Here is a 13,641-nt window from a genome sequence, read left to right on the forward strand (position 1 = left end):
GGCATTCAGGTTCCAAGTTCTTTTTCAATGGCTTCAGCTACCGTTTTAAGGACTTTTATTCTGGAGTGCCGCTTGTCATTTGATTCAACGACAATCCAGGGAGCTCCAATGGTGCTGGTTTTCTGAAGCATTTCATTGACTGCGATTTCATAATCGTCCCAGCGGTTCCTGTTCCTCCAGTCATCTTCCGTGATTTTCCAGCGTTTCTCCGGGTCAGTAAGCCGGCTTTCAAAACGTTCCAGCTGGGTTTCCTTATCTATATGCAGCCAGAACTTCAGGATAATTGCTCCTGAGTCATAAAGTATTTTTTCAAATTCATTTATCTCCCTGTAAGCCCTTCCCCATTCTTCTTCCGTACTGAACCCTTCCACTCTCTCTACAAGGACGCGCCCGTACCAGCTTCTATCAAAAATGGTCATGTGCCCTGCCATGGGGGTTGCACTACAGAAGCGCCAGAGGTACTGGTGGGCTTTTTCATAATCATTTGGAGAACCTACAGGCACGACCCTGTAAAGCCTCGGGTTAAGCTCTTCAACAAGGCGGTGGATATTTCCCCCTTTTCCTGCAGCATCCCAGCCCTCAAAAACGACAACTGTAGAACGTTTTCTTTTTAACAGTTCGTACTGAAGGTTTTCGATTTTTTCCTGAAAGAGCTTTTTTGATTCTCTGTACTCTTCCAGAGTAATACTTTTTGACAGGTCTACCTTTTCCAGGACTGAACCGTCAAGGGCAGGGAGCTTTTCTTTTGCCATGTCCAGGTATTTTATTGTCTGCTCCCCCGGTGTGCGCGTTACTTTTTCAATGCATTTCTCAATCGCACCGGCAACCTTTGACATTATTTTCAGAACTGCAAAGTTCCTGTCATTTGCCTCAATTATTGTCCAGGGAGCGTAAGGCACATCGGTTCTTTCGAGTATCCTTTCAACAACAGGCAGGTATTCTTCATAGCCTTCAATAAATTCAAGGTCTTTCCCGTTTTTATCTTTATATTCTTCAAGAATGAGAGGTATGCCTCTCTTTTTTATTTCCTTAAAGCGCTCCTTCTGCTCTTTTTCACTGATATGCAGAAAGAATTTGAGTATCAGGTACCCGTCATCCGAAAGCTGTCGCTCAAAATAGGTCAGTTCTTCGAGCGTTTTTTCGAGAGCATCTTCATTTTTTTCCTTAGCAAATAGCTCAATTACTGCCCTGCTGTACCAGCTCCGATCAAAAATTCCTATTCTCCCCCTGACAGGGATCCTGGACCAGAAATGAAGCAGGAAAGGCTTTAGCTCTTCCTTATAGCAGGGCCTCCTCATCGTATGGAAATCAAAGCCTCTCGGGTCCAGGGGAAGTATGAAACGGTTGATGTCCTCTCCCATTCCTGACGCGTGCCAGCCTTCAAAAACAATTATAATGGGTATTTTTAATTCCCATGCCTTCCGTTGAAGCTCACCCAGCTTAACCTGAAGCGTTTTCATACTCTGCTTGTATTCCCCATTAGTTATTTCCCGGGAAAGGTCAACATTTTCAAGAATTCTTTAGCCCCCTGCTGTTCTTAAAGTGATGGTTTTCATTTCTCCATATCGGGAGAAATATTAGACAGACGAAATAACTGATACATATCATTTTATTATAAAATATATTTTATTTAACATATAGTGCAAAGTTTATAATTATATCCAATTATTTTCATGCCTATCTGCCTTTCAGGCCAATGATAAATGTGCTAAATTAAGATTAAATGTGCTAAGTTAAGATTATTGCACTGGTACAAAACATCTATTACAAATATCTAATGTAATACTCCCGCCAATTATTTAAATTTTTAACACAGATTGAACGACACAATTTCATAATTTAGTGATTTCTCATTTTTTCCTTTCTTAAATCTTCATTTTTCTCTGCTAACCGTCCAAATAAACTGTAATAATCCTTGAGAAACAATTTCTTTGGCATGAATTCCAAAGAATTCTTTTATTCTTTTAATTTTTCACTTATTTTTTGCCTAAAATCGATACGCTCCGCTACATAATCCTTAATTCCTCTCTCAAAATAGATTACTAAAGCTTAAATGGATTAAATAATCTGAACAATTCCAGAAATGACTTTTGTGGTTTCTTGAGCAAATTTAACCTTCTCATTTGAGTAAGTTTAATCTGGTTCTCAATTCCTTTGTCAGTCCTGAACTGCTTCTTGTTGTCGGTTTTTAGACTTTTTGAATAATAGCTTTCAATAGGGTTATTTGTCGCTGGCGCTCCTGGAAGATAATGGAACAAAGTAAGATTTAACCAGTGTTTATTGATCATCCACAATCTTTTTTGAATCGTTTCATCATATGTCCTTATATTTTGCATTAATTTATCAAAGTTATCTTTTGCTTTTTCAAGGCTATTAAGTGGGAGATTTTCCTTTTTTCGTCTTCTTTTAAGCTTTAATTTATGTCTAAACTGGTTAAATTCCTTTTTTGCTTTTTTACTCCATTCTTGATGTTTTTCTTCATTAGTAATTACGTTGAGTTCTTCAGATAGAAGTTTTTCCAGAAATTTAATCTCATTTTCTCGATTGTAGAATATATTCAATAACCTGTACTTCAATAGTTCCTGTTCAATCGTTGTATTCTTTGGGAAATCACTAACTATAAGCTTGTTTAAGTGCATCAAACAATATTGATGGACTAACTTATCCCCAAAAATTTCCTTTAATATATCAGGGTATCTCTTATCAAAATCCGTAACGATAAACACAGGCTCTGATGGATCAAGATTTTTCTGCAGAAACTCCTTAATAGTTTCTGGATTCTTATCTTCAAAAAGTTCATCTGCTATCGTTGTTTGAGTTTTTGCATCCAGTAAGGTTAAACGGTATTTCTGACACCTTCCTTCTTTTGGATGTTGTTCGTCATAGTGTACCATATGTATATTTTCTGAAAATGGAACAGTTTCCTGTTCCATTTCTTTGTAGAATGCTCTTAAAATAGTGCTTCTTGATATTGGATAGATGAATTCCATTATATCAGAAATTCCATCGTATGAAACGTTATGGTATCTGAGTAACTTGAAGAAATCATTGAATGAATCAAAAAGTAAAGCTTTCAGATCTCCCCAAAAACTATAATCTTCTTCGTATGTACGACCACAATTTGAGCATTTATATCTACCAATGTTGATTTCTCCAAGACCTTGTTTAGTATGGGGGTTATAGCCATTATGAACCATTGGAGTATTACAAATTGAACAGACTGGAGGAATTTTTCTACGAAAAATTCCTTGTGTAGTGTATTCATAATTGTTTCCAAAACAACCAAAAACGTCTAAAAGAGCAGGGAGCTCCGAAAAGTTATTAAGAGTAAGGTTTATAGTTACCATTGTTTGTGCCGTAACATCATTACATAATTATAGAATTATAATTTTGTGTAGTGATGTTACACTTACTTTTATCACTAGATTTTGGAACTGAGTCAGATTGAACAATGTGATAATAAAAAGAGTTGAATAAAAAATACAAAAAATAATAGAGATTGTCTGAAACATCAGGGATATTATTTGAGACTGAGATGATCTGAGACGAAACAAATTAACATGCGCTTAAAATTTTTGTTTAAGAACATTTTCTATCTGACAATAAAGAGCAATTTTTCAGCCATTAAAAAGCAGTCAATTTATAAGGATAATGCCCAAACTTAATTTTATATATTAAACTTAAGGAAAAAATAGTAAAACTGAGTATTAATTAACCAATATGCTTTTTACAGCTATTTTGACTCGCCTGGTCTACACTATTGAGACTAATAGTTAAATTATAAATATAGTTAGATATTAACATATCAAACCTGAGCTTTTTTTAAATATCTTCAAAAAAACAATATATTCTATATATTATATATTTTATATAATTAATCAATTTCAGATCTCAAAATATTCCAAAAAAAATACATTAAAAAGATTATATATTATAATGTGTGTTTATAAATAATTACCTATATTCCCATATATAACACATATAGAAATATAATTTTTTATAATCTGTCATAATTTCATTCTTTTTCCCCTGTTAAAAGATTATACTATTTAAAAGACGTAATTCAATATATGTATTAATAATACTTTAATTCATTTATAAGCATTATAATATATACTTACAATAAGATTAATAATTAATGTTATTAAAAATTATCTTTTTTAAAAAATATTTTGAATTAGATATCATAGAATATAGAATTAATTTATAATAACTATTATTGAATATGTGTAATTAATATCAATATAAGTAGAATGACGTCAGCTTTTAGATATATTAAGAATTATAGATATAATTTTTTGCACATAACTTACAAAATAAGAATATATAGTTTATCAAGTAGCTAAAAATTAAGCTAATATTAATTATAGATATTTTAAGAGATTTAATGTAAAGAAATATCTGAGAAATAAGCTATAGGTTATTATATATTATACTAAACTACTACTTTTACAGGCATTTTGAGCAAAAATATCAAACAATTATGTACATATTTTGAATTATTATGCTATATTTATAATATATTTTTTTGATCAGATAGTGTAGACTATTTTGTTCAAAGTAGATCAAAAACGCATAGAATAAAAATCGTCCAAAGAAATTTTTTAAAATAATTATGGAATATAGCTAAAAATAACTGACTATTTGCAAATATAACCCTTAATACCTCTTAATAAAAATCCTATCATAACTTGTTCTTATAATATGTAGGAATAATCAGGCATATTTTTCAGGATTGTTTTTCCTTACTATTGTTTCGTAGTTAATAGGGCGGTTATCGGTCAAATATGGCGTATTCATATAGTCCATGGAATAACCGAGTTCACAAAATTGGGTGTTTCGCATAAAATTTCACCTCTGATAAAATTCATTCACATATGGTATAAGAATAAATTTTTCATTATATCCTGTCTGTTATGGCAGGTCTTTCTCAAAGTTCGGCTTTTAAATCAAGAGCAGACGTTATGCATAAAGATAATTATAAGGAGTGTTTAATATTAAAAAATTCAGATTTTGTTTGGAAACATAAATTATAGCATCTAGAAGCAGTTAAAAAGTTAGGCAAAATTATAAATTCAATAAATTAATTTCACAGAATTCCTTTTATTTTTTAATTTATTTGTATAGACTCGATAAAATTAACTAACAAAATATATTTTTTATAAAAAAATAATACAATATCAGGGTATTTTTATATATTATGATTTGTACCATGACCTCTACACTATTCAAATTAAAAACATGCTAAAACATATAGATAAAAAATACTTAACAATCATAAAAAATATTAAAAATAGCATCTATAAAATATAATAAGGCAAAATATAGAAGGATATAAAAATATTTTGTAAATAATTTTATCATTATCAGTTTTTGAAGCCACTACTCAAAAACAAACAGCAACTAACGGTAATATGATAATAATATAACAGTAACACAGTAATTATGCATAGCGAAACGATATCTCAAGAGCTTTTAATTTTTGCTTTAAATCAGGAAGGCTCTTTTCAATTATATTCTCATTTTTCAGTTATATTCTCATTTCTTAGTTAGATTATCCGTTATTGCCAGGCAGCTATAAACAGTTTTTTATTCAGCAGCGGCGGGACCTGTTAGCGAAATCTGATTTTCAGAAGATTTTTTCCTTACAGGAGTTTAATAATTAACTGTCAGAGAGATTTTTGTTAAAGGAAATTTTTGATGACGCAGATTTTTATTCATCGAGTATCAGAGATCTGCCATTAAAGGAGAATTAATAGTGAATTAATAGTGCGAATTTGAATTATAAACAGTGAGAATTTGAACTATAGCACATGTTTGCCCTGAACAAATTTTTATTACATAGTTATTACATGGCAAATCTGGGAATTAATCTTTTAAATTTCAAGTAACTTAATATTAATTATTATATTAAACTAAGTTTTTTGTCAGTGTTCTACCTGAGAAATACCACAAAAGATATTTTTATACAAGTTTTATGTAACAGAATCAGAATTCCAGTTTCAAATTAAAAATTTCTTCAAAAAGTCCATATTTTTTGCGGGCCCGGTAAAGGTACTGGCGGATCGGAGTATTATCTCTTGCCCTGGCAAAAAGAGCTTCTATTTCTCCTTTTGAAAAAACAGCCTCCAGCTTTTTAATAGGTATGGCTTTAAGGTCTTCCCAGCTGTCAACCACAGGGTTGCTTATAGGAATCGGGATCGGAAGCAGTGAGATCTGAGCCTCATCCACCCAGTTCCAGTCGGAATCATAAATATTTGCATAAAAGGCACCACAGGAAGCACATTTTGTTACGACCAATATATTTTCTTCGGCAGTGTGATAGCTGAGGCTCATGAGAATGGAGTCACAGCCTGTGCAGTTGCCAATCTCGTTTTTTTCCATGCTGTATGCAGGTATCCGGTTTTCTTCGATGTAAAGTGCTTTTTCATTGAGGTCGTACTTATATTCCATGTCGTCCGCTCCTGAAGAGGCCGAGCCCCTGAACGCAAATTTTTTTATTCCAGGATGGTGTTAATTCCTCTTTGATTTCTGTCTAAGGTCGTAACCCTATTAATATTAATCGGGTATAGATACTCTTCGTTTTTAAGGAGTATTAATAAAAAACAGAACTTTTTTGCATACTTTTTACAAATCATAAAACTAATTGATCACCAACATAAATTTCTGTATGAGTGACACCGGGTGAGAAAATCACTATGAGCAAAATAGTAACAAAAATAAGTTACACAATACCTGCATAGTTTTTCCACGTTTTTGACCTAAATTTTAGTTATAGTTTTTAGTTTTGGTGAAGCGTTCTTAAGCAACATATCCAACAATCTACTTTTTCTGGATTCAAAATTTATACAAACTATATGTTTTCCTAAAAATTACTTTTGCAAGACTTAAGCCAGCTTATTTGAGTATATATCAGATTTTTGTTTTTAATCGTCTCTCATCCAATAAGAAAAACTTTTGAGAATTTATTCAACGATAGATTTTTAAACATCTTTTTTATATGTAATGGTTTCACTTGAAGAAAAAGATTTATTACACCATTAAGAAAAAGTGAAATCAAAAATCAATAGCATGAAAAGGCTTTGCTACTTCTAGCAGAACGCAGAACTGATTTGAAAAATGTCCTGGACAAACAGAAAAACGGATTTTGCGTTATATCAATAATATAAATTTAATCGATTTTGGAGTATTGAACACAAGTTTAATATATATGATTGTAAGAAAATAATAATGTTATTAAGTAAATATATTGTGTAAGTATTCAAATTTCCGGCAGAAAATTCGAAGACTTTTTCAGCTCTGACAATAAGAATAATACTTTATAAAACAGGGCAGCTAAAAATGGAAAATATGAAAGGATAGATCTCCAGGTAAGCCAATTCCGGGAGAATCCCAGGTGCAAAGACGGTGTGAATGGATGATAAAAAGTGATATATTGAAGAAAGAACATATCATACACAGGGTTGAAACTTGAAGCACCTAATATTGCCTGAAGAGCAGGAGCTTTAATATCCATTTACATCAGGACGAATAAATTTACAAACCTATATATAGAGCTATAACTGAGATAGTTTACTACATCAGTAAAGGTGGTAATTATGGTATCCATCCGAGCTAAAATTAAATCCAGATTAGAGAAATTCCTTGAAGTTGATTCCAATGGATATCGAAGGGCTATACTGTGTATCTTCATCAAGGTAAAGAAAGCAACTATTGACGAGCTTCATGAAATGCTTTCAAGTAAATACAATGTATCAAGAAATACAGTAGCATCCATGGTAGGGTATATACATTCAAAACTTGGAATACTGAGAGCACATAAGGAGTCCTATAAAACCCCCATGGTTTATCTCCTGAGAGAGGAATACATAGACCTGATTATGAAAATAGTTGCATCGCCTGAAAAGACAATAAATGACTCCACAGCCTGAAAAAATCAATATTCCGGCATTTCTCATTTTCACGTGGTTTCTGATAGACAATGTCAATTGTAAAAAACGCACCCAGAACAGCAACTACCATTGTTGTACGGTCAGACGCCAATACCCGTGTAAGCCATTCAAGGGACCCTTATTACAACCTTATGCGGCGTATTTTTCAGGAAGACGCCACTGCTGTCCGGGGCCGGAAATTTCTTACAATGGTTGAAGAACGGCAGGCGGCAGGTAATGCTATCCGGACCGATGAATGGAAGGCTGTTCTCGAAGAGCTGCAGATAGGTCGTGCCTCCTTTTATGCAATGAGAAACAAGCTCCTCGGCGCAGGGCTCATTTCCATCAAAAATAAAGAGTATCGACTTTCAGGCCAGTTTTCAAAAGACCTTATTGATATGGCACGCTGGTGGTGGACCGCTGTCCTTGAGCAGCCAGAAGAAAGTCTTTGATCTGTACCAAAAGAATTACTTATTTTAACCTGAGATTATTTTTTTAACCTTAGATAATCTTTTTTAATCTTAGATCATCTTTTTTAACTTGAGATTATCTATTTAAACCTTAGATCATCTTTTTTAACCTTAGATCAACTTTTTTAACCTTAGATCATCTTTTTTAACCTTAGATCATCTTTTTTAACCTTAGATCAACTTTTCAACCTTAGATTATATTTTGCTCATTCTAGAAGGCGCAGGAGAGTTATTTTTCAATAGATTTAACTTTCAACAGAATTTCATATCAGATGATTTTTTGCCGCACATTTGACATATCTGCAGGCATCCAGCCGAAAGCTATATATATAAAATCCTCCTTTAGAAGATACGCTTCAGGGCGCAAGAATCACGCCCCACAGCGAAAAATCATCGAAGCCCGGTAGTGTAGTGGTCAATCATGCGGGACTCTGGATCCTGCAACCTCGGTTCGAATCCGTGCCGGGCTATACACACTTTTATTTACACTGTTAAATCCCAAACTTTAAGCAATTTATCTTTTTTAAACTTCGCCTGGTTTCTTAAAATCTTTTGATATTCTTATGACTTTTTTGCGTTCATATAGTTTTTTTTGCTGCATTTACTCTCTTCTGGCTTTCTTTCTCTTTCTTATGATTTTTTTATTTTCTTATGGCTTTCTTTCGCTTTCTTATGTCTTTTTTGTTTTCTTTTGCTTTTAATTATCTATTCGTTAATTTGTTGTATTTTTCTTTTTGTGCCTTGCAGAAAAACATGAATGTTGCCTGCAAGTCTCTGTAAAAAACGAAAATAATTTGTGAGAATACAAAAATATTTTGGAATTATACCTAAATAATTTACATAGTTTAACTAAATATTTTTCTTTTGATATTTCGCAAAAGTTAGGTTTAAACTTATCAAGAAATCAAAAAATAGCCTTTAAAAGCGGTTTTTAGAGGGTAAAATGCATTTTAATCATCATTTCACCTTCACAATATGAGTAAACTGGTGCATATACTATCAAAATAATATTAGTTTAATGAGATAACTATTTATAGTAAGTATATGTAATATAATACTGAAGTAAAAACATAATACAATTATAAAGTAAAACCACAAAACAGCTTATAGCGGGGGAAAAACATGAGAATAAGAGTAGTCAGTACAAGGGAAGAAATCTTTACACTTAATCCGAATGAGCGTCTTGTTCACCTGGCTTTCAGACCATCAAACAAAGATATCTTCGGACTTGTTGAAACCTGCCCCAGGATTGAGGTAGTACAGCTACCTAAATCCTACAAACGCACGGTATCAAAGTCCATAGCCATGTTCCTTCAGATGCAGAGGGTTCAGCTTCTTGAGGGAGATGTCTGGGGTCACAGGAAAGACATAAACGAATACTATGCAATTCCTTCCTCGGTTATTGAAAAGATAAAAGATATGAAAACAGAAGGAAAAGCTGCTGAAGAAATAGAGAGAAAAGTTTCAAGGGAAAGCAAACTGAACCCTGAGATGGTTGCTTATATTATGAATAAGGAAATACCTGCCTGATCTGCACAGAAAAGGTATGATCCCTGAGATCTGCTGGAGATTGGAATGTATAGATAATCGATTCCGCACTACAAACTACAAATATACTCTCCAGCAGGATCTCTTCTTCAGCAGTCCTCTCCTGAAAATCCAAGAAATTTCAACATTTAATTTAGATCAATTTACAAGAATACTCTGTTTTAATACGGAAAACTAAATTTCAGATTTAAATCCTTTCTATGTTTCAGATTTGGATTCTTACTTTTTCAGATTTTTGCTTCATCCCGGCCCTGAGAACCCTTATTAACCTTATATAATGGTATTATACAGCCGGTTTTATAAGTTCTCTTACGCTGGTGGACTTCAATGCACGTAGGTATGACACGAGAACTTTTAATTGTTTATAGCCCTCTCAACCAGTTCCATCTGCCCGATACTGTCTTCTCCCCACTTCTGTTTTGTTTCTTCACTCCAGTGGAGCCTATCTTCTCCAATCATCGATTTTGGAATTGTGAAAACCTTTGCTCTCGTATTTCTTGGGGTGTTGCATCTTAGCCATTTATACTGGTTAATATCTGTATCATATACCAGACAATAATCAAGTCTGTATGCGCCCGGAATATCTGAGGATTTATAATAAATCTGTTTCAGGCCCTCTTTTGGCCCTTTTCCCTGTTTTCTATTTTTGCCAGCTATTTTCATTTCTTCTTTTCTTATATCTTCCAGAAACTTTAAACTCCTCTCGACTTCACTTTTAAATATAATCAGATGCCATTTCAAAGACAGTGGATAGCGTTTTCTCATAAGCTCATTTAATTCGTCAATCAAAGCAGAATCATCTATAGTGTTTTCAATTTCTTCCATTAATTCTTTCATTCTTCTTAGATTAGCCTTCTGTCTTGCTTCACTGGTTGCCATATCAATCGCCAACATTTAAATTATAGTTTAACTGTATATGCAACATTAGGTTCTTAAATTTTTTCATAGTTATGGCCAAAATAAATCCGAATTTTCAGGGACGAGAAATTGAAATAAGAAAAAAAGGAAGGAAAAGACAGCTGTAGAAAAGAAAGGAGGAAAATAAGTTAAATTAAGTTTATATTCCTTAAAAGTTTGAAATCAAATATACTGATCCTTTTCCTGTATTATTCTTCACCTGTACTATCCTTTTCCTGTACTATCCTGCACCCTGTAAAACTTTTCCTTAAATAATTGTTGAAACCGGATTATGTTTTCAGGTCCAATTTAGGACGCTGGTTTTCACTTCCTGCCTCCATACTGTAAAAAGCTATGTAATTATTGTTTTCAGTGCGAGCTTTTATTAAAAAACCGGTGTTTACATATTTTCCGCCTATGTACTCATTTATGAGATCGGTTACATCAAGCTTGTAATATTTGTTGTCAGGAAGAGTGCTGCTCTTAAGAGTTACCGTGGCATACGGAGTACTGCCCTGAAGGACTCCGTTTTTATCGTACCAGTCTCCTCCGGGATTTTTCCAGGCAATTCCTCTGTCTCTCTTATTCCAGCTCACATAATCAGGGTTCCAGGCAGAGGCAGGCCTGTAAACCTCTATTACGGTATCTTCAGGTCTTGTTTTTCCTGCGGGATAATACCAGTAGAGGGAAAGAGTTGCATTATCAATTTCTGCTGAGGTTTCGTACTTGCTAAGGTCAAACCACATTGCATCCCTGTACCTGCCCGTACTCATCCCGCCGATATCAATAAAAGAAGTATTCTGAAAAACAGCTTCTGGGGAAGCTTCACGAAGGCGGTTATCATAGACCTTTCCTGCTGCCTGATCTCCTGCTGATCCGGATTTGGAAGCATATTTCGTGTTTCCGTAAGCCCCGATGTTAATCCTGCCCCCGTTGTCCTGAGGTTCGGCAGAATAGTCCGAGAGGCTGTATCCTGCATCTATACAGGGAGAATTTATACCGTCATTCACCCAGCTTTTCCCATTCCACCTTCCCGTATTTGATTTAAGATGGTAGTCATGGTTATTCCTGTCAGCATACCGGGGGTCTGCTTTTATATCGGAAGATGAAACTTGGACATTTTTGCAGTTTCCAGCTTCATTTCCGTAGAAGCAATTGTTCTGCAGGACAAAAGAATGTGTACCTGTTAATTCGTTAGACACCCCACATCCACTTCCTCCTGAAGAAGATCTGGAGTTTGTAATTATATTGTTTCTCAATGTAAGTACGTAACCTGAGCCTGAAGGCGCTGAAGAATACACATTTTTCTGTACGATTCCAGCTCCGTAGACTCCGTCAATCACGTTGTTCTCAATGAGAGCGTTGAATCCGTCGGAAATTATTCCACCTATTATGATGCTGCTGGACTTTGTCCCGGTATCATATATCTGGTTATGGTGAATGTGGAGATCTGCCGATGAGTCAGGGTAAGATCCTGCTCCGAAAATCCACATCCCCACACGGGCAGTTTTGTATATCACGTTATTATAGATTTCAATATCGTCCATAACGGGAGAATTATACTTCTGGATTTCAATTCCCGCTCCTCCAGAACCGTCTGATGTGATTATGTTGTCATGCAGACGTGCTCTATTGGAATTGTAAAGCCTGAGCCCACTGTTTGTCCTGCAGGTTATCGTATTATTATAAGCCTCGATATCCGAACAGCTGCTGGCATAGAGCCCGTCGTGTCCGAGCCGGTATATAGTGCTGTCATGGAGCTTTATGCCCGAACAGCTGTCTGTTTTCAGGCCGTCGCCGTGATTGCTGGTCAAATTCATATTATATACATTTATGTTCTGGCAGTTTTTCAGGTGGATAAGGTTGTGGTAACCCTTTCCACTCTCTACATTGGTGTTTCCTTCCCTGTTTCCGTCTATCGTAAAACCCCGGATAGTAATATCATGGCTGCCTGAACTTCTCTCCTTCATCATCGGTTTTTTGACATCCCAGTTAGCATTACTTACAAGCTTTATCTTCGCGCCGGAGTCCCCTTCAAGAATTGTATTGTTGCCTATCAGAAGAGTCTCATTTATTACGTATGTGAAAGGACCTTTGAGATGGACAGTTGTATATGCTGAGTTCTCAGAAACGTATTTGAGTGCCTGATTTATCTGTATATGGTCATCTTTTCCGTCACAATTATAATCGCCGCTGCCGTCTCCTGCCACATAGACAACAGGTGCAGAACCAGCGCTTGAAGCGCCTGAGAAACCTGACAGGACGAAGCAAATTACTAAAAAAATTATTACTGATTTACGGTTAAGCAGAATTATCACCTGAAATTAATATTAAGTAAATTTAAGATCTTAATAATCAAAAAATATAGATAGTAGTCAGAAAATCTCCATCCTGCAGACAGTGTCCACTGCCTGAATAATTGTTCTCCAGAAGAAACCTTAAAACGGATACAGACCCGAAAATACAATACTGGTTTTTGGTCTGGACAAATAATGCAGGATTTTTTAAAGTATTTAATTTTCCTGTCTGTACCGGATATCCCGGTTGCAAACAGTATCAATAACTTATATTGATCTCCCTAAGTTAATTATCCAAGTTATACTGTACTTTATACATTATATTATAAAAATATTTGCGGCACTTATTGATTTAAATTATAAAGATGTCTGAAAAAATCGGACTGATCTGGACCAATCATGTTACTGCTGGCTTTGCAACTACTGAAAATATTAAAGCCAGATTGATACGGATGAAAATCATTCAAATAACCAGTGATTCAGACTAAAGATCTTGAG

The 13,641-nt window shown here is 34.5% G+C and carries 9 protein-coding genes and 1 tRNA gene; 4 read left to right on the plus strand and 6 right to left on the minus strand.

The genetic code is table 11. The features are described 5' to 3' along the window. Positions 1–5: 5 nt before the first annotated feature. From pap to M886_RS12765, 4 genes are all read right to left on the minus strand, one after another. On the minus strand, positions 6–1,517 hold the full coding sequence (gene pap / locus M886_RS12755; protein ID WP_080932917.1) for a polyphosphate:AMP phosphotransferase: 1,512 nt from the start codon (positions 1,515–1,517) through the stop codon (positions 6–8). Between the two features lie 525 nt (positions 1,518–2,042). Beyond that, positions 2,043–3,347 carry an ISNCY family transposase gene (locus tag M886_RS12760; protein WP_048040114.1) on the minus strand — a complete coding sequence of 435 codons (1,305 nt, stop codon included), beginning with the start codon at positions 3,345–3,347 and terminating at the stop codon, positions 2,043–2,045. Positions 3,348–4,716: 1,369 nt separating this feature from the next. Further along, positions 4,717–4,845 carry a hypothetical protein gene (locus M886_RS19355; RefSeq protein WP_015412935.1) on the minus strand — a complete coding sequence of 43 codons (129 nt, stop codon included), beginning with the start codon at positions 4,843–4,845 and terminating at the stop codon, positions 4,717–4,719. A gap of 1,143 nt (positions 4,846–5,988) precedes the next feature. Further along, positions 5,989–6,453 carry a hypothetical protein gene (locus M886_RS12765; protein ID WP_011034853.1) on the minus strand — a complete coding sequence of 155 codons (465 nt, stop codon included), beginning with the start codon at positions 6,451–6,453 and terminating at the stop codon, positions 5,989–5,991. 1,145 nt (positions 6,454–7,598) lie between these two features. Here M886_RS12765 and M886_RS12770 point away from each other — a divergent pair. The 4 genes from M886_RS12770 to M886_RS12785 all read left to right on the plus strand — a co-directional run bounded on the left by M886_RS12770 (position 7,599) and on the right by M886_RS12785 (position 9,931). Beyond that, entirely contained in the window at positions 7,599–7,931 is a 333-nt protein-coding gene (locus M886_RS12770) for a DUF2551 domain-containing protein (RefSeq protein ID WP_011034852.1), read from the plus strand. A 50-nt stretch (positions 7,932–7,981) separates the two neighbouring features. Continuing rightward, positions 7,982–8,383 (plus strand): hypothetical protein, encoded by a 402-nt coding sequence (locus M886_RS12775; RefSeq protein WP_011034851.1) that lies wholly within the window; start codon positions 7,982–7,984, stop codon positions 8,381–8,383. 415 nt (positions 8,384–8,798) lie between these two features. Beyond that, positions 8,799–8,871: transfer RNA gene (locus M886_RS12780), tRNA-Gln, on the plus strand. Between the two features lie 652 nt (positions 8,872–9,523). Then, the gene (locus M886_RS12785) at positions 9,524–9,931 is read left to right on the plus strand and encodes a DUF1699 family protein (protein WP_011034850.1); all 408 of its coding nucleotides are present in this window, start codon (positions 9,524–9,526) and stop codon (positions 9,929–9,931) included. Positions 9,932–10,303: 372 nt separating this feature from the next. Here M886_RS12785 and M886_RS12790 read toward each other — a convergent pair whose 3' ends face one another. Then, complete coding sequence (locus M886_RS12790) at positions 10,304–10,828, minus strand: hypothetical protein (RefSeq protein WP_011034849.1); 525 nt, start codon at positions 10,826–10,828, stop codon at positions 10,304–10,306. 308 nt (positions 10,829–11,136) lie between these two features. Further along, positions 11,137–13,164 (minus strand): disaggregatase related repeat-containing protein, encoded by a 2,028-nt coding sequence (locus tag M886_RS12795; protein ID WP_011034848.1) that lies wholly within the window; start codon positions 13,162–13,164, stop codon positions 11,137–11,139. Positions 13,165–13,641: the final 477 nt, after the last annotated feature.

This window comes from Methanosarcina soligelidi (assembly GCF_000744315.1).
In the GTDB taxonomy this organism is placed as follows: Archaea; Halobacteriota; Methanosarcinia; order Methanosarcinales; family Methanosarcinaceae; genus Methanosarcina; species Methanosarcina mazei.